Source organism: Paenibacillus sp. CF095 (genome assembly GCF_900101225.1).
GTDB lineage: Bacteria > Bacillota > Bacilli > Paenibacillales > Paenibacillaceae > Paenibacillus.
This window is the reverse complement of record NZ_FMZN01000001.1, coordinates 673,013-694,406: the sequence shown is the minus strand read 5'-3', so window position 1 is coordinate 694,406 and position 21,394 is coordinate 673,013. Positions and strand designations below refer to the sequence as shown.

Below are 21,394 nucleotides of genomic sequence, written 5' to 3'. Positions count from 1 at the left end.
CAAGCTTCACTCTATGATCCTTACTATAAACAACGTTTGTTAGACCTGTATTAACAGAGCGTATAATGGGTTACCTGCTTCGCTGATACTAGCGACCGGGCCCAACATCTAACGGGCTGGGGATTCACTCATTTTTGCGAACTCAATCTGAAAATCGACATAACATAGTATGAACGATGGAAGCACTGAACTCCGTTATAAGGAGGTTGACTATTGAATCCCTCAAAGAAAAAATCGATACCTACGCGTCCTCACACATCCCAGTTACAGTCGGCTTCCAGGCTTTCCAGATCATCTGTCCATATCAAAAACAAATCCGGCAAGACGGCTAATCAGCGTTCTCTTAACTCCAGTTCACCCAACACACTGGATCAGCTGGCTATTGTTGCAGCAATACTCTCCTTAATTGCAGCCGCCATCGGGCTATATATCGCCTGGAAATCGTTAAGTAATCCGGATCAAACTGCTGTTGTGGTGTAAGCTGCTTGTTGCGCAGCTAATGGCTCAGGAGGCTCTCTCCTGCTTCTGACCTTATTCAGGGGCAGGTTTTTGCTTTTTCAAATACTCAACGTATGCTGGAAACGTCAAAAAACCGTTCCCCTGAAACGCCGGCATATACCAGCGTCTCTTTGGAAAGGTCATTTTTTATTCGGGCGCTGCCTCTGCAGCGTCATCCCCGTCCCGGGATACTGACCGAATTACAGAATGAATGTGCGAGAGATAATAACCAACAGAATGAACAATACCAGAATTGCACCTGTCGATGTCCATGCTCCACCACCGAAGCCTCCGCAATATCCGTAACCTGTACCTTTGAGTTCGCTCATCAGTGACACTCCCCTCTTCATCGAAGTACACTATAGACTATGTCCGATAGCGCAACTTGCTTGGGCAGATCGAAAATTCTCCCGAGGAACGATTGGGTACAGGCCCGTCTTCTTATGCACTCATTTCCCGTTGAGTTGTGACCACTTCTGAGTCAGCTCTGCAGGAATATAGGATGACATTTGTTTGATCAGTTCAGCCGGATCAGCTTCCAGACTCCACAGACTGAGATGCGAAGTGTTGGAGAATCCTTCCTGTACGCTATGTTCTACCATCTTCATTAGCGGTCCATAATATCCGTTGACATTTAATAAGCCAACAGGTTTACGATGAATACCGATCTGTGCCCAGCACAGTACCTCGAATAGTTCTTCAAATGTACCCATGCCGCCGGGAAGTGCAATGAATCCATCGGATAATTCAGCCATCGTAGCCTTCCGTTCATGCATGGTTCCCACTTCAATCAGTTGTGTGAGCCCTCCGTGAACAACCTCGCCCCGGAACAATCCGGTAGGCATTACCCCGATTACCTCTCCCCCTTGCTCAAGAGCAGCATCTGCTACTGCACCCATCAAACCCATACAAGAACCACCATAGACCAGTGCATAACCACTATCGGCAATTTGTTTTCCCAGTTGAACAGCCTTCTCTGTATATTCGGGGTGATTTCCCGGATTGGAGCCTGCAAAAACAGCTATACGTTTCATTGGGTTTCACTCCTTCTCATGATCTTTTTAGATTGAACTAAAGAATATTTACACTTGCCACTTCAATGACAGAACAACCTTCCGATCGCTGTTATCACCAGATTTTTTGATTCAATTTTACAAAGGTGAAAATCTGTTTATAAAGGCGAACGCTACGCTTCTTCAGGTTATTTCTGCCCTCTACGTTCTCGTGTAAATGTTTAGTTCAATTTATCTATTTTAATAATATATAACATGAATGTTATGGGTATGTACAACAGGTTAACAGAACTAATGGACAAAAAAATACCCGACCGTTTGCAGCCGGCCGGGCTCCCGTTTTAATACACATCAATTTAGAAGGGGTTGTTACTATCTAATATACAGACCGAACATTAAATCCATATGATCTTTGCATGAAATGAATATTAAATCTTCGTATAACTAACGTATCCCACGGCGTGAACGCACGACAAACATATGCTTGTCTTTACGCAGAACCCGGCCATCTGCAAGTTCGACCTGATCCTCATCATGACGCAGAATCGTTGTGGATAACGCTACAATCTTGGCCCGGCGCCAGATCATCACCTGTGACTTGAAATAGATTGCATTTTCGAACTGAATCGCCTTTTTCATCACATATCCAACCTTGTGCACTTCAGAACGTGCTTTCTTTAAGGGAAGACTCTCTTCGGGAAGAGGTCTGATCATTGCGATATTGTCAAACGATACCTTAATCCGTTTTGGTCCGATCCGTACACATTCCGCTTCTTCATCCCACTCGACCAGCGTTCCCTTCAATGGCTCCCGTATGCCTGTTGCACGATATACCGCTACTTTTCGCCCTATCCAATGTCGCAATGTTCTCACCTCCATCTGTCTAGTTTTCAGGTATCTTCCAATCGATCGGTTCAATACCTTTGGAGGTCAAGAAATCATTGGCTTTGGAAAAGGGACGACTGCCGAGGAATCCGCGATGCGCAGCAAGCGGACTGGGATGTGTAGACTCCAGTACCAGATGCTTGTCCCTGTTAATAAATGTACCTTTCTTCTGGGCATGACTGCCCCACAGCATATATACCATCGGCTCTGAACGTTCATTCAGCGCGCGAATGACAGCATCCGTAAACGTCTGCCAGCCCAGTGCCTGATGGGAGTTCGGCTGACCTTCACGGACCGTCAGAACAGCATTTAATAGCAGGACTCCCTGCTGCGCCCAATGAACCAGAGATCCATGATTCGGAATTGGCAGGTCCAGATCGGCATGAAGTTCCTTATATATATTTTTCAGAGAAGGAGGTACACGTACCCCCGGTCTAACCGAAAAGCTTAAGCCATGAGCCTGTCCCGCTCCGTGATAAGGGTCCTGACCAATAATAACGGCCTTAACCTGATGATACGGCGTCAGCTTCAGTGCGGAGAACAGGTCTTCTTTGGGCGGAAAGACCGTCTGCGTTTTGTACTCGGCGGCGAGAGTGTAACGAATCTTGTTAAAATATTCGGCTTCCGTCTCTTCCTGAAGCACCTTGTCCCAATCGTTTCCAAACATATGTATAGGCTCCTTTCCCCTGATGAATGCAGTTGCGTTCAGCCCAACTACTGAGCTCTTCCTTCTGAGAGCCGCATGTCATGCAACTCATAGACTATCCACCATTTTAACATAACCGGGGACAGCAGACCAGAATTGCACATCAGGGTATAAGTTCACCTCAAAATAAACCTTGTTCTTACTGCAATCCGTATACTCATACAAAAAAGTCATCTCGCTGTTGCGTGATGACTTGATGAATTTACACTTGGACGGGCACCTCTTCGACTTCTTTCACAAGCACACTGCTGATTCTCCGTAATCCTTCCTGAAGGACAGCACGGGGACAAGCCAGATTCAACCGAATACAACCCTCACCATTGGCTACAAACATATGACCATCTTCGAGCAACACACCCGCTTGCTCCGCGAAGAATAACGGTAAACTTACATTTTGGGGAGCATATGCCGAGATATCAATCCAGGCCAGATATGTTGCTTCCGGAATGTGAAAAACAGCTAGTGGTAGATGCTGCTTCAAATACTGTTCTACGCAGGCGAAATTGGCGTCTAGATAACCTTTTAATTGTTTCAGCCACTCATCACCCGTTTCATAAGCCGCTTGCGTGGCAGCAATGCTCAGTGGGTTTTTGAAACCATAATGACGTGTCTGCCAGATGTCTCGAAGTGCCTTATTCGGGATGATGACATTGGAGAACATCAGACCAGCCATATTGAATGTTTTGCTCGGAGACATGCATGTAATGATTCGATCGGTATCCGGGAACAGCTTTGCGAGTGGCGTATGTCTCTTGCCAGTCCGCAGCAGATCACAGTGAATTTCATCCGAAATAATCCATACATTGTTCCTCAGACAGATCTCACCCACACGTTGTAACTCTTCCGTTGTCCAGACGCGTCCAGACGGATTATGGGGGTTGCAGAAAATACAAACCCTTACCTTTTCATCCTTGGCCTTGGCTTCAAAATCCTCAAAATCAATCGAGTAACGTCCCTGCTCATTGAGCATATCCGAACATACCAGTTCAAGATCATTATGCTCCGCTGCTGACTTGAAGAAACCATAAGACGGGGTCACGATCAGTACTTTCTCATCCGATTGACAGACATATTCCACCAGTTCATATAAAGCGGGAATAATTCCGTTTGAGGTCTCCAAATGTTCCTTCGGGAAGGACCAGTCATAGTACCTTTTCATCCAATTCGAGACAGCTTCATAGTATGCCGGATCAAATACCTGAGAGTAACCCATGATTCTACGGTCCAGACGCTCCTTAACTGCATCCAGAATCTCGGGAGGTGTGGCGAACTCCATATCTGCAATCCACATGCGAATGAATTCTTCATCTTTGAATGGAAACGTCATGTCCTCTGTGGCGTTAAAAATATATTGACGGAAACCATCCGTATTCATGGCATTTGTTCCTGTGCGGTCTATAATCTCATCAAAGTTATATTTCATAGCTTCTGCTCCTCTATCTGCTTTACTTTTTCATTGTCGTTTCATGTCGTATTACACCTATTATTTCATGACGCAAGAATTGCATCAAATGCAATACAATCTACCCTGACGAAACAAATGAAGTTAATTGTTTCTCCAAAATAGGTATTTCGATGAGAAAGTGATATATTTCTCATATAACATCATTTTTATGAATGACTTTCATCATTTTCACGTACTCTCAAGAAACATTGCATAAGGAGAACCGATTATGAACAATATCAATCAGGAAGTTGGAAAAAAAATACGAAACTTTCGGAAGTGGCGGGGACTGACCATCCAACAGCTTGCGGATCAGATCTTCAAGAGCAAGGGCACGTTATCCAAATATGAGAGCGGAGATATTACACTTGATCTGGTGACGTTACATCATATTGCGAACGCGCTCAACATCCAGGTAGAGCAACTCTTGTACCAAGAACCTAGGCATGCATCTCCCCTGATGAACGCGGTCCCGTCCAGCTTTTTCAAGAACTCCACCCGCTTCTATTCCTACTTCTATGACGGGCGTAACAACAGTCTCATTCGTTGTGTCATTGACATGATGGCTCAGTCGGATGCCAACCGTTATCGCACCGTGATGTATATGAATGTGAAGGACTTTGAGAACTACCAAGAGTGCGAGAATATGTATTGGGGTCACACCGAGCATTATGATACACTCACCACGCTGATTTTGAAAAATCAGGCCACACCGCTGGAGAACCTATATATTAATATTCTGGCGTCTTTTCAGGAATCAGAGAAAAAATGGGGACTGATGGCTGGTGTCTCTTTCAGACCTTTCATGCCTATCGCGCTCAAAATGTTATTCTCCAGAACCCCGTTGCCCGAGAATCAGGAGTTATATAATGAATTAAAAATCTCAAAGGAAGATCTGCGGACCCTGAAAATATACAACATGCTCGCTGTCACTTGAACAACGCAGCGTTTCTCACAATCTCATATCATATGGATGGAGACAGTCCCTACCCATTAGAAAAGGCACTTCTATAAGCTGTTGAAACCAGCTCATAAAAGTGCCTTTCGCTTTGACGCTTATTGGATCGTGGAATAAGCGAGACTAACGCTTAGTTTTTAATTAAATCAAGCGTTTCGTCAAACATTTGCTTCTGTTCCTCAATCTTGTTCTCATTACCGATCACACAGCGCTGTTGCTGTTCAAGTATGGCCGATAAAAGCTCAGCAAAACCGATAATGTCGCTTTCCTTTGTGCTTAACACTTCGTCACGTTCCTGTTGCAGATCCGCTTCAGTCACATTTGACAGATAACACTCCAGAGAGAATGCACCTTCACCATAAGGTGTTCTCGGCGTATCAAGATCCTGGATCGCACCAATGATATAACGCGTCATTTCCCGCTCGTCTGCCCGGAAATCGGTCAAATATTGCGGTATCTCTTCATATACTTTGTACGTTTTATCGAGGTTCGGATCACGATACGATGCAACGTAGCTGTCTCCGTTCCGTCTGAAGCCTGACATACAGCCATAGGCTCCACCTTTGGCGCGGATATTGGTCCATAAGTAATCCAAGGACAGGATTCCCTGCAAGACCCGTAGTGAACCGGTGTATTGATATCCTTTGTCGATATAATTGCCCGTTTGCACCACGTACTGCACTTCTGACGGGGAACGGAATCCTTCCTTATGAGTAGCAGGTAGGAACGTAAACTCTTCCTTGGCAACCTCATGTGTGAATAGCTTTGCTTTCAGATCGGATACCTGTTGCTCCAGTCCTTCATATCCCTGCTCATCCGCAGTGTAACTAACAAGCAAGTTCTCCGGTCTGAAAATATACCCCGTTAGCTCTTGCAGACTGGAAGATAACTCTTCTTTTCTCGCCTCAAAATTCGCCTGAAGATCCTCTAACCACTGGTAAAAGGCGATACCACTTACAGCTTCCCTGAAATCGGCAACCGCTGAATGTTTGGACGAAGACCGGCCAATTCCCGCAGAGTGTCCGCTGTTGATCAGATTACGTTGCAGATTACCTTTCATCTGAGAGATGATCTCATACAACCGTTTCGAATTATCAAATCGGGACGTGAACACAATTTCTTTGATCATATCAAAGGCAAATCCAAGCTTGTCATACAACACTTTTGCGTTGAACTCATAGGTAGCCTTGAATTCATTATGCTTATGTGCGTTGGCATAAGATCCAATCCCGCTATGAATACCGCCTGAATGAATATGAATTTCATTGGACAGTTCATTGAACGAGTAGTTTTGAGTGTCCACATAACCCAGCACATTCTTAAGCAATCCTGCATACGGCAGGAGATGACGTGGCACTTCTTTGATATCAAACAGCAGTCTCAGATAACCAATTCCGTTGGTGTAGAGGTTATGATGGAGAATGGTTGTGCCGTCGACTTGGTTCACCGTTTGATGCAACGTAGAGGCCTTCGGTTCAATATCTTCAATCGATAACGTCGGAATGACCTGCTGCTGCTCTTTGGTTGAAGGTGTATTCTGATACTCGGCGAGTGCCTCCGTTTTCTGAATCAACGTCTGGACTTCTTCCTTGCTAAGACCGGCCTGAATAGTTTTCAGACGTTCTTTCAACGCTTCTTCTTTGCGTGAGTTCAGCCCTTTGTCCGGTGTCAGAGCTACAAAGGAAGTATGTGTGTTTTGCAATAAATACTTCTCGATCAATTGTTCGAAGTACCCTTCGTTCATTTTTGTCCGCAGCTCAGCAAATACGTCATTGGCTTCCAAATGAGTGAAAGGTGCTTCTTCATCGTATAACCAGCTTTGCAGGGAGGAGAATCCGTAGATCAGGCCTTTCGGCATTCTGCCATAGTCCGCTTCTCTGTGATTGAACTCATAGGAGTTAATTCCTGCAAGGAGCGCTTTAGGATCAAAGCCTTCTTTTACCACACGCTCAAGCACTTCTTTGACCGTTCCGAGGAAATCCTCTTTGCTCGCCAGATTACTCTTCTTCAGTCCAACCGTGAACACAGGCTGATACAGGCTGTCATCATACGAACCGTAGACGTCCTTCGCAATTCCTTTATCCAGCAAAGCCTGTTTCAATACCGCTCCCGGAGCGTTCAGCAGGGCGTATAACAGAATTTGGAACGAAATGTTCAGTTCCTTGTCCAGACTTGTGCCGATCACCGCATTATAGGTCAAGAAGCTGTTATCCACTTCCGATTCCGTACTTCCCGCAGAGTAAGTCTTAACTGTGTCTACCCGTTCTGCAAAGGCAGGTTGAAGTTGAATGGCCGAATCAATCTCGATTCGATCATATGCACTCAGGTAGTTCTCATCGAGCCATTGCAGCTTCTCTTCCATATCCATATCTCCGTAGAGATAGATATAACTGTTGGAAGGATGATAGTATCTCGTGTGGAAATCCAGCAACCCTTGATAAGTCAGATCCAGGATAGCTTCCGGGAACCCGCCAGACTCAGAGGAGTAAGTGGTATCCGGGAAAAGGGAGTTCAACACTTCTCTGCGCACCATTCGTTCCGGTGAAGAAAAGGCACCTTTCATCTCGTTATATACAACTCCGTTGTAAGTTAACTCATCATCTGCAGAGGTCAGGTTGTAGTTCCAGCCTTCCTGCAAAAATATCTTTTCATTCTCATAAATGTTTGTATTTAATACCGCATCCAGATATATATCCATCAGGTTATGGAAGTCGTGATCATTACGACTCGCGATCGGATAGATCGTCTTATCGGGATACGTCATGGCGTTAAGGAATGTATTCAATGAACCTTTCAGCAACTCAACAAAAGAATCCTTGGCCGGAAATTTCTTGGACCCACAGAGCACGGAGTGTTCGAGGATATGGGCTACCCCTGTATCATCTTCCGGAGGTGTGCGGAAACCAATACTGAATACTTTGTTGTCGTCCTGATTGGACAAAAGTACAATTTTGGCCCCGGATTTCTGGTGCTCCAACAGATACGCATCCGATTTCAATTCTTCGATTCTGCGCTCCTGTAACACCTTGTATGGCTTAAGCTGTTTCAACATAAACTTGAGTCCTCCGTCCATAAGATTGTTTTATTGATTTTGTGACTCAATATAAGTTCACATATGGTTATTTACACGAGCATTCCGATGACAGAATAACCTTCCGATCGCTGTATCGTGTAAATGTGTAGTTGAACTTATATCGTTCAGCAAGGTAAAGGTAATATATGCCTACGGATAGTATACACCATTGTTCCGTCTCTTCATAAAAGTCAGATAAATGTACCTTCTGATATGTATTATGCAGGGTTTATGTTTATGAGCTGCATGGTGATGTGGTCTACAATGAAGTGACATTGATATTAAAGAACATAAAAAAAAGATCGCATGCAGCTTGATTAACAAGCGTCATACGATCTTTTCTTTAAGATGCCGAGGACCGGGATCGAACCGGTACGGTAGTCACCTACCGCAGGATTTTAAGTCCTGTGCGTCTGCCAATTCCGCCACCCCGGCAGGATTATGTATTTCTTGGCGACAAGAAATATCTTACCATGAACTAATTAACTTTGCAACACTTTTATAAAAATAATCTAACTATATAAGTTTAACTAATGATTTACACGATAACGGAGAGGACAGAAAAAACTGAAAAAGCGAAGCGCTCGCCTAAAAGCTTTCTGAAAGAAAGCTGCATCGGAAGCATACGCTATCACCGGATTTTCCCTTGAGAAAAGGGAATCGAAAAAATCTGGGGATAACAGCGATTAGAAGGTTATTCTGTCATCGGAGTGTCAGTGTAAATAATCTTTAGTTCAACTTATATAAATGAAACAGGCACTGCAAGCGTCAGCTCGCAGTGCCTAGAAAGTCCGAGTTGCGGTCCCGGACTTCCGGTAAACCAATCTATATTAAGGGAGGTGTGAGATAAGAATACCTCCCCAACATTAAAGAAACCTAAAATCAGCCTTAAATTAAACTAAAAAAGTAAAATAGGTCGAACACGAGCCGCTTCTTCCTCACTGCACTCCACAATAACCAAGATATGGTCCTTTAACAGCCAATCTTCGTAATACCGCGCATCCTCCTCCGAAATCCCCGCTTCAGTCAGTGTAAGCACCAAATCATCAGTCTCACTCCCAATCTCATTACCAGCGAGTCTACGCACTGCATTTCCGATCGACATCGTCTGATCCATTCGCTTCCCCAGACCAGCCAATATGCCTTTCAGAGCGCCAAAGGCACCATCCGTTCCGGCACCCTTCAGAGGTTTGGGCAGACCTGTCTTCTCGCTCACCAGCTCCAGATTAAGCTGCTCCTTCGCCACCGCTCCTACATATTTATCCTTGATGCCTTCCTCTTTCACCTGATTCAGCATCAATATAGCCTCGTTTTCGGTACGGGCCAGCCCAATAATCAATTGTGTCATTCCGTTCCCCTCCTTTTACCCTAATATAACCCCGTAATCCCCATTCAAAAACGGATCGTCCACAGCTAAGACAAATCACCTAGAAGAATGTTGATTTCTCTTCTGGAAATCTATACCTAGTTCTGATAGACTAGATAAAGAAGACAAATTAACCATTGAAAACATTGACATATGGATTTAACATCTCATAATCAGGAGCAATGACTTATGAAAAAAGAGGTAGAAATTGCCATCCGGCGCAAACAACAGATCATGGTTCGTAATACAAGCGGTCAGACGGTAACCGGATTTCCCGAGCGTACCGCTGATACATCCATTCTCTCCTTACGTACCGTTCACGGCAATCTGTGGATACCGTTTGATGAGGTTGAACATGTTACACGATTGTTAAGTATCCGTTCTCATCATTTAAGCGGAATGCAACTCGTTTAGTCGGCTCTGTAATCCTAGAAACTCAGTTCCCGTATAGATACGTTAACTAGATCTATTTATGCCAGCACTTTATACCAAAAAACCAGACGCATGCACGTCTGGTTTTTCTCTTCTACTTATCCTGTAACATACTGCCACTGCCTCACAACGAATGCCTTACTCTATCCTTGTTTCTGTCCACCCATATCCTGTTGTTACTTCACTACAAACTTCACTCGTGTTCCATCCGGATATGTACTTAACTGATTCCCTACCCATGAACCCGCACCGCGATTATCCTTCGGAGTAATGTACTGGATATCTGCACCTGTTCCTCCCTCAGCGCACATCGCCATGGGCCACTCGTCACGATCCTTACCTTTTTTGACCGGAACACCCTTAAGTGATAAATCCCGATTGCCTTCCGCTCCATTACGATCAATGGTGCATACATCCGAATGCCCTGCCTTGATGGCAGCTTTAATATGGTTGGCCGTTTCGGGATAACGCTCTGAAGGGAACGTAATGGTATGGTCTACACTCTTAGTAGTCCCTGCGAATGGATTAGGTATCTCCTCCGGCCATTCGCCCCCAGCCCAGGCATAGAGGGCTACCAGCAGCATCGCTACCAGCGTCAGAACCTGCTTTTTGAAACCTTGCTTACCTTTGTGTTTTCTTCTTGTGCGTCTCTTACTCATGCTGTGTCTCCCCCATTCAACACTTGCATTATAACAGAACGCCCGTTCGTAAAACAATCCAAAAAAATAAAAAAAACAGCCGAGACCGCCCGGCTGTCCTGATTGATTATTATCCTACATTGGGAATGGCCTGTTGGCGCAGCAAGGGCAGTGTCACCTCAAACTGTGTGCCTTTCCCTTCTTTACTCTCCACCGAAATCTGACCATTCATCAGTTCCAGCAGTTCTTTGCAGATGGTCAGACCAAGACCACTTCCGCCAAATCGGCGCGCATGGGAGATGTCGGTCTGGGTAAATGCATCAAACAATTGTTCGATCTGATGCTGAGGAATGCCAATTCCCGTATCACGCACAGAGAATACCAATACAACGGTATCCATCAGTTGTTGCCTCACATCCACCTGTAACTGCACTTCACCTTGTTCCGTGAACTTGATCGCATTACTCAGCAAATTATCCAGTACCTGCCGAAGTCTTAACGGATCACCGATAAGCACATCAGGAACATTCAGATCAGCATGACAGAGCAAACGTATTTGTTTATTCTGTGCCGCAGGTTCATGTGTCTTCACAATCTGTTGAATCAGCTTCAATGGTTGAAACTCAATGTTTTCAACATCCATTTTGCCTCTGCCCAGTTTCGCCATATCCAGGCTATTGTTAATGATGTTGAGCAGCGCCTCACCTGATTGACGTGCAAGCTCCAGATATTCTTTCTGCTCATCCGTAGTTTCACCCATACTGGCAAGTTCGATCATGCCCATAATGCCGTTAAGCGGGGTACGAAGCTCGTGATTCAACTTGCCGATGAATTCCAATTGCCCTCTGCTGTTCATCTCAGCCATGGAAGTTGCAAACTTCAACTGCTGTTCAGCATACTTCCGTTCTGAAATATCGTATTGAATGCCTACAAAATATAAACACTCTCCGGATTCATTAAAAATCGGATCAATATTCAGTTCGTTCCAGAACTTCTGACCACTTTTTGTATAATTTAAAATATCAATCTTAATGGATTGTTGTTTCTTTAATGCATCACGAATCTGCATTACCGTTTCGGGGTCTGTATCCTGCCCTTGCAAAAATCGGCAATTGTGTCCGACAGACTCTTCATACGTGTATCCTGTCAGTTGGGTAAAGTGTTCGTTTACATACATGAGCGGAAGCTCAGGCAAGGTAGCATCGACCACCGTCACGGAGGATTTCACTTTCGAGATGATAAATTCCCATTGTAATGAGAGTTGATTATGTTGGCTCATGCCTTCCTCCTTCATCTCACACACATTAATGTTTATATATTCTGCAATCGTACATTATAAGGAGAGAAAACTAACCAAACGGAATGTGTTGATATTAAATCAATATATTTTAATTGTAACACAGTTATTCAAGTCATGTGGTTCTTGGGTAATAGTTGATAACTAACATTACACAATAACCTAACTACTCATCAGGAGGAACATACATGAAATTTCTGTTAATTATCATCATTATCATTTTGATTGTAGTCTTTTTTACCAGACGCAAACGTTAAGATGAGATCCGTTATGTAAGTGAGAAAGGAAGATGGGTATGAGAACCCTCTTTTTTATATTCATGGTACTCTGTATCATCAATCTCTGTTTCCCAAAATTCGGCTGGTATCTGCGTTATGGCTGGATTTCCCGGGGTGAAGCCGAACCCAGCAGGCCTTATATGACTATGGTCAGAACGACCAGCCTGCTGATGTTGCTTATCGCCTTCACACTCGCTATGGCATGAACTATAGGCATTAGAAGATGACTGCCCTGTTGGGCAGTTTTTTTGTGGTGAAATGACGGGAAAATGATAACTTTGTTTGTGGTGCAATGATGACAATGCCCGTAATATAGATATATCGTTTCGGAAAGGACATCATTGGCATGAACATCGCATTTTATCCGTACTGGGCCGCCAAAACGCTGCTCTCGCTTATTAATGTCATATATATCATGGTCATTACTACGTATATATACGGTCTCACTGGATCGGTACTCTCTGCTGCAATGTTTCCACTTATTCAAATCATTGCACGCAAGATAGCAGATCTCACTTTGCCATTACTTGTGAACCGTTTCCCATTCTCCAGACTATTGATCAGCATTTCCATAGCCAAAACATTAATCATGACCTGTATAGCCATTTCGTTGAATCACTTGATTTCACAACTGCCGCTTCTATTGTTCGGCGTGGTCATACTATCCTTATTGGACGGATGGGAAACTCCGTTACTGAATGCTTTAACGCCACGATTGGTTCAAGGAGAAGACCTCGTGAAGGCAAATAGCCTACTATCTTTCTCCAATCAGACTGTAACCATTGTCGGTTACGCCATGACGGGATTCGCCGTGATGAACTGGGGGGCGTCACAGACCTTCTGGGCAGCTACAAGCCTGTCCTGGGCCGTTCTGATCTTCATGATTGCCATGGGCTCGCTCACACGGAATGTAGAACAACCTCAGAAATCTGCTGTATCGTGGAATGTATTGAGGGAAGGCTGGAGTATACTTTGGAACATTCCATCATTACGACTGCTCACGCTGATGGACATTGCTCAGGCTCTTGCGGGTTCCATCTGGATTGGAGCTGTCACACTGGCCTTTGCAAAAGAAGCTCTGGGACGAGGAGAAGGTTGGTGGGGACTCATGAACTCGAGTTACGCTGCTGGAACCATGCTTGGAGGTATTCTGGCTCTTGCGCTGGCCAAACGTATTAAGAAGCATCTAATCGCAAGTATGACCATGGGTTCTCTCCTCTTCAGCCTGCTGACCGTCGTTTATGGTCTAAACAACCTGCCATGGCTCGCTTTGGTGTTATGCATACTCATGGGTCCAGTTCATCAGATTCGTGATGTGACTCAGCAGACAGCGCTTCAGAACAGTGTACCTGTCGAATCCTTAACCAAGGTATACGCCACTCATGGCTTCCTGATATCCACGGTTATGAGTGTATCCATAGTCATCTTTGGTCTAGTCGCAGATCAACTGGGCGTTCGGTGGGTATACCTTATCGGTGGAGCCTTGTTTATTGTATCTGCGATATGCTCATTATCGTTGAGCAGGGTTCACAGGAACCAGCCCATTGCTAAACATACGAAAAATATGTAAATCAAAGAGACGAGCAACATTCTGCTCGTCCCTTACAATCTCAATCCAATCGATAATCTGTCAGCGGCCTGCCTTTTTTATAATACAAATTAGGTGACAATATATTGAAGAAAATATGCACATCCGGCATGTATGCTTCTTCCAAAATAGCTTGCACCGACGATGCAATCCGATTATGAATCTCCTGGTCACGTTGAAACATCAGAATCTCTATAGAAGCCGGAGAAGGTGTTAGCGCTTGTACATCATGACGCTCTGCCTTCATTCTCTCCCTTGGAATATGAGTAATTAGGGCCATCTGCTCTGTAATTTGGGGTACAACTTCCTCTAGCTGAGGACCTGTGAATCCTTTAAAGCGAATAAACGGCATTGCTATCCCTTCAATCTCTGTTAATAGTCTCTTATGTGATTTTAAGCACATTGTTTTCAGTTGTCAAATATCATGGATGGCTATGTTGCTGCTTATAAATAGGAAAAGCCCCGCTGAAGTCTCAGCGGAGCCACTGTTTGTACGTTTCTATACGTGACTTACAGCCAGAAAGATTTTGTGATGATCACCAGCAGGATGAAAAGCACAAGAATTGCACTTGTAGAAGTCCATCCGCCACCAGCATTACAACAACCGTATCCAACTTGACTCATTTTGATTGGCCTCCTTTGAATTTCAAGGTATGCCATAACATATGCGTATTCCGCGCAAGTGACCGGGCGAATCGGCAAGTTCATCAGCCCATTCATCAAGGATTCATACCCGGTGATTTAACCGGATGGTTCGATGGAGATTTTCAGTTGTTTTTCTTGTGACTCCTGAGGTGACGGGTCTGTATTTTCTCTGTCCAGAAGGATTGTACGAGTACGTGTATCACTTCGGGATGTCAGAACAACCTTTCCATCAGGTGTAATAAAATAGGCGATTGGAATGGAGATCTCGCTATCACGGTACGAACCATCCGCATGGCTTGTCCCCATGACAATACATTGATGCTTCAAGGCGATCTGCCGAGCCTCTTCGACCCACTCACCGTACTGCTCTTCACTGAACATGCCCACACCAATGGAATGCATCACAATGTCCACATTCCCTATATTCTCATTGCCAAATCCTTGCAGGACCAGCTCATCACACAATAAAGTGCTTATTACCCAACCCTGTTCCTGAGCCGTCTCAGCAGGTGTATATTTAGCTTTCTCCAATACAATCTCTCCAGCCTTATTGATGATGATGGATCGGTCCTTTGGACGTTCGTCCAGTCTGCGATGACCTGATACAATCATGGTCCCATATTCAGCCGCCAGGCGGCAAGCGTCCTCTACATTCTGATTCAAATAACCTTCAGGAAAAAATAATACATCTGCATCAGGGTGTTGCTTGAGTTCGGCTTCAAGCTGCAGCAAATCCTGTTCCAGCCTCGGTTGTCCAATAATAATCTTCATCTGGTATCCCCCATTCATCAATAAAAGCCGGTTCATACCTGAATAAGGTACAAAACCGGCTTAAAGGTTGTACGGACAGACAGTGTTCCTGCTCAACGCACTTCGCTTCAAGAGTAATTGTTTCTCATGTTATTGCTCGACGACACAATTACCTTTACAGTTGAATGATATGTAGTTAGGCATTTCTACGTTCAATACTATCATAGATAGCCTGTCCATCATAGCTTCGATCTGTAGCGATATCTTTCACCAATAGGACACTGTCTGCATTTCCAGATAAAATACTCAGTGCCCCCAACACCCAAGCAAATGGATATAATGCAACGGATAACATTTTCTTCATAGCTCTGTCTCCTTTATGTACTATAGAAATAATTGGTTGAATATCCCATTAATACGATGAAGTTCAATTAAAGGTTTCAATTTCTATATAAAAATTACCAATTACATCCAAGATACATATAGGAGACAAGACTTCAATTGTTCCGTTCAGATCAACTCGAAACTCTGGAGCAACGCTGCTGCCTCTTCATGATCAGGTTCCAGAGCTAGTACCTTACGGGTATATGACAGGGTTTCTTCTTCCAGTTCAAGTTCGTAACAGCACACAGCCAAATCGTACAAGACGGCTGGATTATGATTACTCGGGTCTGCAACCAATGATATCTCCAGAAACCGTTTTGCATCCTCATACATATACATCTCATATAACAGCTGCCCTGCCAGAAATGCGAGACCTCCTTGCTGCTCCATCACATAGTAGGAGGACCACATCGTATGAATACCAGACTGAATATCAAGCATTTCCTCATCACTTGCATCAGGAAGAAGACTGGAAATGTGGGTAGCACTGTGAATCAAGAACTCAGCATCATATCCACCCAGACGCCAAAACGGTAAAATATGCTTCAACTCCATACTTTCCATTCGAGAGTCTACCCATTGTTTCATACTGAAAAAGTCATCCGGCCCAAAACGTTCAACAAATCGATGGTAGGCCAGTCGCGTGTTCACATAACTGATCGGTTCGTCCACCATTAACATGCACCCAACGTTCAGATCTTTATAATGATGTGTTGTGAATCGCGTATGTGCTCCCTGTTGTTCCAAGACATATTGAATCGCATGGTAGTTAGCCGTTAAAGAAAAACTCCCGTGCAGAACGAATTCAGGTGGCTCTGCGAACTTCCAGTTATCCAGTCGATGATCCCCTTTATCAGCGGTAATCAACACATAACCTGACTGAGACAGCCTGTTCAACCGTTCGAGACAGGACAAGCCAATTGCGGGAAAAAGGATGTGTGAATCCTCCAGTTCCTCTTTGTACAATGTGATCAGTTCCGAATACGGATAGTTATCTGCACTGTATTCCGGCGCTCGGCGATACTCATAACTCAGCGTCATGTTCTTCAGCATCTCAGCGGGTTCAAGATCATGACGACGATCCGGAGACTGAACAAGCAGATCGCACTCGTAGATCTCGCCATCCCCAATATAGATTAATTCCTGCGGAATGCTGTCAAAAAAGTAATTGGCAATCAACAACAACGGTTGTTTCAGATCACCCGGCCGAATAACTGTACCCGCAACGACCAGTTTTAGCTCCGTATCTGCTACAGCGTCAAAACGCGCAAAATCCACTATACCTTGTTGAATAAAGGATTGCATGGATGGATGCTCTCTCCAACCCCGCACATTCTCCGCTACGAGATCTGTCAATACATATCTGAAAGGAGGTAAATCTATTCCTGCAAAATCCTTTAATTCAATCAGTTTAAGCAGGATTTGGTGTGCCAAACGCCCTACACCCGCCCCAAGTTCCAGAATAGTCACGGTCTCGGTGATCTGTCCCTTATTCGCGAGGTCCTGAAGAAAGCCAAAAATCATCTCTGCATACGCCGTGGCAATCATCGGATTACTGGTAATATATTGAGGGACCTGATTCTCTGTCCAAGCCTCTAGCCCCTTTTGTTCATAATAAGCTCTCTGCCAATCCCAGACTGGAGCTTCGCTGTAACGAAAACGTTGACTTTCATTTGACGTCATTAAAATGGAAACCTGCTTTCTATCACTAATTTCATAAGATTCTCAGATGTTGACGGACTACTTTAGTTCGAATACCATTCAGTCTCTGTAATGCATTATATCATAGAACCCTGCCTACTCGATGAAGTTCAGTTTTCCCCTTTAACTAGAAAAAAACCTGCTTTTGAGGGCAGGTCTGTGATGTCCTTCATTCAAGAAGAATATTGATCTAATTCATTTAGGCAAGGCCGCTGAGCATTAGTCGGAATACAAGACTCCGTCGAAGTTCTCGGGGCCTACACGGATCGTACCCAACAAGTTGGAACTCACAAATGCAGTGTACGTCAATTGAGGTGTAATTGGTGGGTTGAAGTCATCGGCAGAGAAGGTAATAATCTGAGGTGCCAGGATGCTCAAACTAAATGTGGAAGTTGCAGAATAAATAACAGGATCTGTTGGCGCAGTTCCTCTGACAATTGTGATGGTGATACCAACCAGCGCTAAAGGAAGTTGTACAGACACAGTTCCCTTGAACTGCACCCGCGGGTTTGCTCCAATGCCAGCAGTGGTGATCAAACCGATTTGTCCAAATAATTGAGGCGTGTTAATTACAAGGATTGGTATGGCAATTGAGTTAGCCAAACTCGCATTCTGCGAGGTTCTTGCATCAATAAATTGACTCATGAAATCTACCTCCTATGTGTGGGATAGGATAGTATATGCGAGATTTGGTGTACGGCGTGGACATACACTGAATTACGCAAAAAAAGGGCATATTAGAAAGACACTATTAACAAATTACCTTTTTGACTCTAGCACCTAAATGAAGACAGAAAAAAACCCTTGCTAGGCAAGGGTTTTAAGAGTATGGGCCCTACAGGACTCGAACCTGTGACCAATCGGTTATGAGCCGACCGCTCTAACCAACTGAGCTAAGGGCCCTAGACATAATGTATAACGTGCAGATGATGGCTGTGAATCATCCAAGTGAAACTAAATTGCGGGGGCAGGATTTGAACCTGCGGCCTTCGGGTTATGAGCCCGACGAGCTACCGGGCTGCTCCACCCCGCGTCAGTAAGAAATATTAAAACAGCGACTTAATTAATATACACTATCGTCACCCTATAAGTCAAGGGGTAAAGTCAGGGAATAAAACGTACACCATAACGACCTTTACGTGATCGATAAACTTCAACTTCCGCCGGTTCATTATGACCGTAAATCCACCCATCCTGCTCCATACGTTTGGCCAGACATCCTGCCTGAAATTTGGTTGCATACAACTTGCTGAAATATACCCAGTGCATACCGCTCGTCCTTTCCGGAGTCGTCATTTATTCCTGCTTTTTGTAGAATACCCCATTTTCATAAAAATAGCCGCCAAAGATTAAAATCTTCAGCGGCTATATCCTGATCATGATATGACTACTTCATCAAATCTCACTGAAACGTAGCTTTAGGATCCTTTTTCAATTTCTCCAGCATCTCGTTTCCTTTAGCTGCCCACTCACCAAGTGCTTCTTTTGGTGTCTTTTTGTTTTCTAGCACTTGGTTGAAATATTCCATACCTTTTTCATTTACTTGCCATAAACCTGGGGATTTTTGATACATTTTATCCAGATTGGTATTTGTTGGCGGAATCGGCTTCAGCGCATAGAATGCTTGAATGTTATAATCCAGGCCGTCTTTGGGCTTAATGAAGCTCTTACGTGATACCATCTCATAGCTGCTGCGTGCTTTGATCTTAGCCCAGTCCTCACTGTTCATGTACTTGATCAGCTCCCACGCATCATCCGGGTTCTGAGCCGCACTATTAATCGCCATGAGGTTGCTCAGGTAGATGCTGCCTCCAATTTCAGGAGCTTCCGGGTGAACTGGAGGTGTTACAACATCCCAATCCACTTTCGTAAAGTCTTTCATTTTATCCGCATTTTTATTCGCATCAATTAATTGATTAATATAGCTGTAATCACCAATAACCATGGCTGACTTGCCGCTCAGGAATAGGTCACCCTGTACCGGATCGTATCGTCCACTCGGATTCTGATCTTGTGGTTCGTCACCTTTAGGAATAACTTTGTCAATCGCAAGTTTGCTGATGGTGCTCCATACTTTCTCCCATTGAGGAGAATCTACTGTCATCTTCTCTGCTTTGTCATCAAACGTCTTCAGCTGCAACGAGCTGTAGTACTGTTGCATGGAGTAGTACGGCGAACCACCCTGATATGTCGTGAAGGAGAAACCAAATACATGGTCTTTACCTTCACCTTTCGTTAGACGGGTACCCAGATTGAAAATATCGTCCCATGTCATGTTGTCCGTTGGCGGTTCCACGCCTGCTTTTTCAAACATACCCTTGTTATAGAACAAAGCCGATGAAGAGAACGTTGGTGTCAATGCATAGATGCTCTGATCCCCAAGGTCCTTAATTCCCTCCAGTACACTAGGCACGATATCACTGGTATCAAACTTATCTTCCTGCATCAGTGGGTCCAGCTGTTTCACCAGATTCTCCTGAATTAATGATTTCACAGTGGCGGTATCGGCCACGATAACGTCAACCGGGTTATCCCCAGTCATAATCTTCTTCAGACTCTCCATCGTATCCGGGACTTCCGGCTGTTCTTCCGTGTTGCCATAACCATACATGCTGCTCTGATCAACAGCAGCTACAATTTCGATGGTTACATTGGGATGTGTCAATTCAAAAGCATCGGTGAATTGCTGACGGAAGTAACTGTCATCCTGTCCTCCCCACAACGTAGCCACACGTAATACACGCTGCTCCGTATCCTTGGCCTCACTTGCCGTACAGCCAGCAATCAGCGGCAGTGCTAGCGTCGCAGTAGCGATGACAGCCAGCACACGTTTTCCCCACATACTATTCTTCATTTCCCAGTTCCCCCTCTTAATTATCTTGGCGGTGTAATCACAATACGTTCACCGTCAAATTCCAATGTAGCCCGGTTATCAATGGATAAGGCCTCCAGATACTCTTTTGGCACCTGAAGCCGCCCTGCACGGTCAATAATGACAAATGCTTCGTGAATGTCCGGCATACCCGATTCGGACAAGTTATGCTCATCATCCAGATTCGGGTTGCGCTTCACAAACTCGGTACTGGTCAAGCCGTCCCGAATCGCAACGATCCGGTCTACCTTGCCAGCAAGCGTCAAGTCATGGGTAACGATGACAATCGTAACGCCGAGTTCCTTGTTCATTCTTCGGAAAATGCCCATAATTGTATCACATGTCTCGGAATCGACCGAACCGGTTGGTTCATCTGCAAGCAGAATTTTGGGACGATTGGATAATGAGATCGCAATCGCTACCCGTTGCTGCTCTCCTCCTGACAATTGATGCAATTTGTTATGCATCCGATCCTTAAGACCTACCCATTCGAGCAACTGTTTCGCGTAAGCACGATCACGCTTGCCTCCCAGAATCATGGGAGTCTCTACATTTTCCAATGCAGTGAGATAAGGCAGCAAGTTACGACCGTTATTTTGCCAGATAAAACCTACCGTATGACGTTTGTATTCGACCAATTGGGCATCTGTCATTTTCAGCAAATCCCAGTCTCCCACAACAGCCGTACCAGCTGTAGGACGATCAAGCCCGCCCAGAATATTCAGCAGCGTGGATTTACCGCTACCGCTGTTACCGATGATGGCCATCATTTCACCTTGATTGACAGTCAGGTTGAGACCCTGAAGGGCAACGACTTCCACATCGCTGGATTTAAAAATTTTGACAAGTCCTTCGCATTGGATCAC

The 21,394-nt window shown here is 44.6% G+C and carries 23 protein-coding genes and 3 tRNA genes; 5 read left to right on the top strand and 21 right to left on the bottom strand.

What is annotated here, in order from left to right:
• Positions 1-213: 213 nt before the first annotated feature.
• A complete protein-coding gene (locus tag BLS69_RS03030) occupies positions 214-480 on the top strand; it encodes a hypothetical protein (RefSeq protein WP_036614763.1) in 267 nt (88 codons plus the stop codon).
• Positions 481-698: 218 nt separating this feature from the next.
• Here BLS69_RS03030 and BLS69_RS32485 read toward each other — a convergent pair whose 3' ends face one another.
• The 5 genes from BLS69_RS32485 to BLS69_RS03010 form a co-directional block, all read right to left on the bottom strand.
• The gene (locus BLS69_RS32485) at positions 699-827 is read right to left on the bottom strand and encodes a hypothetical protein (protein WP_255319930.1); all 129 of its coding nucleotides are present in this window, start codon (positions 825-827) and stop codon (positions 699-701) included.
• 120 nt (positions 828-947) lie between these two features.
• Positions 948-1,532, bottom strand: coding sequence for an LOG family protein (locus BLS69_RS03025; RefSeq protein WP_091028552.1), 585 nt, complete (start codon positions 1,530-1,532; stop codon positions 948-950).
• Positions 1,533-1,955: 423 nt separating this feature from the next.
• Complete coding sequence (locus BLS69_RS03020; RefSeq protein ID WP_017687369.1) at positions 1,956-2,375, bottom strand: hypothetical protein; 420 nt, start codon at positions 2,373-2,375, stop codon at positions 1,956-1,958.
• A 19-nt stretch (positions 2,376-2,394) separates the two neighbouring features.
• A complete protein-coding gene (gene ung / locus BLS69_RS03015) occupies positions 2,395-3,063 on the bottom strand; it encodes a uracil-DNA glycosylase (RefSeq protein ID WP_091028548.1) in 669 nt (222 codons plus the stop codon).
• Positions 3,064-3,304: 241 nt separating this feature from the next.
• Positions 3,305-4,525 (bottom strand): MalY/PatB family protein, encoded by a 1,221-nt coding sequence (locus BLS69_RS03010; RefSeq protein ID WP_091028545.1) that lies wholly within the window; start codon positions 4,523-4,525, stop codon positions 3,305-3,307.
• A 250-nt stretch (positions 4,526-4,775) separates the two neighbouring features.
• Between BLS69_RS03010 and BLS69_RS03005 the strand changes: the two genes are divergently transcribed.
• Positions 4,776-5,483 carry a helix-turn-helix domain-containing protein gene (locus BLS69_RS03005; RefSeq protein WP_017687366.1) on the top strand — a complete coding sequence of 236 codons (708 nt, stop codon included), beginning with the start codon at positions 4,776-4,778 and terminating at the stop codon, positions 5,481-5,483.
• A 151-nt stretch (positions 5,484-5,634) separates the two neighbouring features.
• On the opposite strand, the gene BLS69_RS03000 is transcribed toward BLS69_RS03005, so the two are convergent.
• The 3 genes from BLS69_RS03000 to BLS69_RS02990 all read right to left on the bottom strand — a co-directional run bounded on the left by BLS69_RS03000 (position 5,635) and on the right by BLS69_RS02990 (position 9,925).
• Complete coding sequence (locus BLS69_RS03000; protein WP_091028542.1) at positions 5,635-8,556, bottom strand: insulinase family protein; 2,922 nt, start codon at positions 8,554-8,556, stop codon at positions 5,635-5,637.
• A gap of 370 nt (positions 8,557-8,926) precedes the next feature.
• Positions 8,927-9,012 (bottom strand) — tRNA-Leu (locus BLS69_RS02995).
• A 463-nt stretch (positions 9,013-9,475) separates the two neighbouring features.
• Complete coding sequence (locus BLS69_RS02990; protein ID WP_091028540.1) at positions 9,476-9,925, bottom strand: general stress protein; 450 nt, start codon at positions 9,923-9,925, stop codon at positions 9,476-9,478.
• 207 nt (positions 9,926-10,132) lie between these two features.
• Between BLS69_RS02990 and BLS69_RS02985 the strand changes: the two genes are divergently transcribed.
• A complete protein-coding gene (locus tag BLS69_RS02985; RefSeq protein WP_091028538.1) occupies positions 10,133-10,357 on the top strand; it encodes a hypothetical protein in 225 nt (74 codons plus the stop codon).
• Positions 10,358-10,551: 194 nt separating this feature from the next.
• Here BLS69_RS02985 and BLS69_RS02980 read toward each other — a convergent pair whose 3' ends face one another.
• A complete protein-coding gene (locus tag BLS69_RS02980; RefSeq protein ID WP_091028535.1) occupies positions 10,552-11,034 on the bottom strand; it encodes a NucA/NucB deoxyribonuclease domain-containing protein in 483 nt (160 codons plus the stop codon).
• Between the two features lie 109 nt (positions 11,035-11,143).
• Positions 11,144-12,292: a sensor histidine kinase gene (locus BLS69_RS02975; protein ID WP_176872551.1), complete on the bottom strand. Its 1,149-nt coding sequence runs from the start codon at positions 12,290-12,292 to the stop codon at positions 11,144-11,146.
• A gap of 313 nt (positions 12,293-12,605) precedes the next feature.
• Between BLS69_RS02975 and BLS69_RS02970 the strand changes: the two genes are divergently transcribed.
• Positions 12,606-12,794, top strand: coding sequence for a DUF6199 family natural product biosynthesis protein (locus tag BLS69_RS02970; RefSeq protein WP_051447369.1), 189 nt, complete (start codon positions 12,606-12,608; stop codon positions 12,792-12,794).
• Between the two features lie 140 nt (positions 12,795-12,934).
• Positions 12,935-14,158, top strand: a complete 1,224-nt coding sequence (locus BLS69_RS02965) for an MFS transporter (RefSeq protein ID WP_091028530.1) — start codon at positions 12,935-12,937, stop codon at positions 14,156-14,158.
• A 40-nt stretch (positions 14,159-14,198) separates the two neighbouring features.
• Here the strand turns inward: BLS69_RS02965 and BLS69_RS02960 are convergent, their stop codons facing one another.
• From BLS69_RS02960 to BLS69_RS02920, 11 genes are all read right to left on the bottom strand, one after another.
• Positions 14,199-14,528, bottom strand: coding sequence for a DUF1904 family protein (locus BLS69_RS02960; RefSeq protein ID WP_091028528.1), 330 nt, complete (start codon positions 14,526-14,528; stop codon positions 14,199-14,201).
• 158 nt (positions 14,529-14,686) lie between these two features.
• On the bottom strand, positions 14,687-14,800 hold the full coding sequence (locus tag BLS69_RS02955) for a YjcZ family sporulation protein (RefSeq protein ID WP_082219140.1): 114 nt from the start codon (positions 14,798-14,800) through the stop codon (positions 14,687-14,689).
• Between the two features lie 117 nt (positions 14,801-14,917).
• A complete protein-coding gene (locus BLS69_RS02950; protein WP_091028526.1) occupies positions 14,918-15,592 on the bottom strand; it encodes a hypothetical protein in 675 nt (224 codons plus the stop codon).
• A gap of 175 nt (positions 15,593-15,767) precedes the next feature.
• Positions 15,768-15,935: a hypothetical protein gene (locus BLS69_RS32045; RefSeq protein ID WP_165980229.1), complete on the bottom strand. Its 168-nt coding sequence runs from the start codon at positions 15,933-15,935 to the stop codon at positions 15,768-15,770.
• Positions 15,936-16,081: 146 nt separating this feature from the next.
• Positions 16,082-17,638, bottom strand: coding sequence for a tetratricopeptide repeat protein (locus BLS69_RS02945; RefSeq protein WP_091028523.1), 1,557 nt, complete (start codon positions 17,636-17,638; stop codon positions 16,082-16,084).
• A gap of 237 nt (positions 17,639-17,875) precedes the next feature.
• On the bottom strand, positions 17,876-18,301 hold the full coding sequence (locus BLS69_RS02940) for a hypothetical protein (protein WP_062835427.1): 426 nt from the start codon (positions 18,299-18,301) through the stop codon (positions 17,876-17,878).
• A gap of 184 nt (positions 18,302-18,485) precedes the next feature.
• Positions 18,486-18,559: transfer RNA gene (locus BLS69_RS02935), tRNA-Ile, on the bottom strand.
• A 56-nt stretch (positions 18,560-18,615) separates the two neighbouring features.
• A tRNA-Met gene (locus tag BLS69_RS02930) sits at positions 18,616-18,689 on the bottom strand.
• Between the two features lie 71 nt (positions 18,690-18,760).
• On the bottom strand, positions 18,761-18,952 hold the full coding sequence (locus tag BLS69_RS31820; protein WP_047843730.1) for a hypothetical protein: 192 nt from the start codon (positions 18,950-18,952) through the stop codon (positions 18,761-18,763).
• 106 nt (positions 18,953-19,058) lie between these two features.
• Positions 19,059-20,510, bottom strand: coding sequence for an ABC transporter substrate-binding protein (locus BLS69_RS02925; protein ID WP_074095833.1), 1,452 nt, complete (start codon positions 20,508-20,510; stop codon positions 19,059-19,061).
• Between the two features lie 20 nt (positions 20,511-20,530).
• A complete protein-coding gene (locus tag BLS69_RS02920) occupies positions 20,531-21,394 on the bottom strand; it encodes an ABC transporter ATP-binding protein (protein ID WP_091028519.1) in 864 nt (287 codons plus the stop codon).

Bases quoted from the DNA above. Each gene is read 5' to 3' on its own strand.
- BLS69_RS02980 (WP_091028535.1), bottom strand. From the start codon at position 11,034: ATGAGTAAGAGACGCACAAGAAGAAAACACAAAGGTAAGCAAGGTTTC.
- BLS69_RS02945 (WP_091028523.1), bottom strand. From the start codon at position 17,638: ATGACGTCAAATGAAAGTCAACGTTTTCGTTACAGCGAAGCTCCAGTC.
- BLS69_RS02970 (WP_051447369.1), top strand. From the start codon at position 12,606: ATGAGAACCCTCTTTTTTATATTCATGGTACTCTGTATCATCAATCTC.
- BLS69_RS02965 (WP_091028530.1), top strand. From the start codon at position 12,935: ATGAACATCGCATTTTATCCGTACTGGGCCGCCAAAACGCTGCTCTCG.
- BLS69_RS02955 (WP_082219140.1), bottom strand. From the start codon at position 14,800: ATGAGTCAAGTTGGATACGGTTGTTGTAATGCTGGTGGCGGATGGACT.
- BLS69_RS03005 (WP_017687366.1), top strand. From the start codon at position 4,776: ATGAACAATATCAATCAGGAAGTTGGAAAAAAAATACGAAACTTTCGG.
- BLS69_RS32045 (WP_165980229.1), bottom strand. From the start codon at position 15,935: ATGAAGAAAATGTTATCCGTTGCATTATATCCATTTGCTTGGGTGTTG.
- BLS69_RS02925 (WP_074095833.1), bottom strand. From the start codon at position 20,510: ATGAAGAATAGTATGTGGGGAAAACGTGTGCTGGCTGTCATCGCTACT.
- BLS69_RS02960 (WP_091028528.1), bottom strand. From the start codon at position 14,528: ATGCCGTTTATTCGCTTTAAAGGATTCACAGGTCCTCAGCTAGAGGAA.
- BLS69_RS02940 (WP_062835427.1), bottom strand. From the start codon at position 18,301: ATGAGTCAATTTATTGATGCAAGAACCTCGCAGAATGCGAGTTTGGCT.
- BLS69_RS02990 (WP_091028540.1), bottom strand. From the start codon at position 9,925: ATGACACAATTGATTATTGGGCTGGCCCGTACCGAAAACGAGGCTATA.
- BLS69_RS31820 (WP_047843730.1), bottom strand. From the start codon at position 18,952: ATGACGACTCCGGAAAGGACGAGCGGTATGCACTGGGTATATTTCAGC.
- BLS69_RS02975 (WP_176872551.1), bottom strand. From the start codon at position 12,292: ATGAGCCAACATAATCAACTCTCATTACAATGGGAATTTATCATCTCG.
- BLS69_RS32485 (WP_255319930.1), bottom strand. From the start codon at position 827: ATGAGCGAACTCAAAGGTACAGGTTACGGATATTGCGGAGGCTTCGGT.
- BLS69_RS03000 (WP_091028542.1), bottom strand. From the start codon at position 8,556: ATGTTGAAACAGCTTAAGCCATACAAGGTGTTACAGGAGCGCAGAATC.
- BLS69_RS03010 (WP_091028545.1), bottom strand. From the start codon at position 4,525: ATGAAATATAACTTTGATGAGATTATAGACCGCACAGGAACAAATGCC.
- ung (WP_091028548.1), bottom strand. From the start codon at position 3,063: ATGTTTGGAAACGATTGGGACAAGGTGCTTCAGGAAGAGACGGAAGCC.
- BLS69_RS02985 (WP_091028538.1), top strand. From the start codon at position 10,133: ATGAAAAAAGAGGTAGAAATTGCCATCCGGCGCAAACAACAGATCATG.
- BLS69_RS02950 (WP_091028526.1), bottom strand. From the start codon at position 15,592: ATGAAGATTATTATTGGACAACCGAGGCTGGAACAGGATTTGCTGCAG.
- BLS69_RS03025 (WP_091028552.1), bottom strand. From the start codon at position 1,532: ATGAAACGTATAGCTGTTTTTGCAGGCTCCAATCCGGGAAATCACCCC.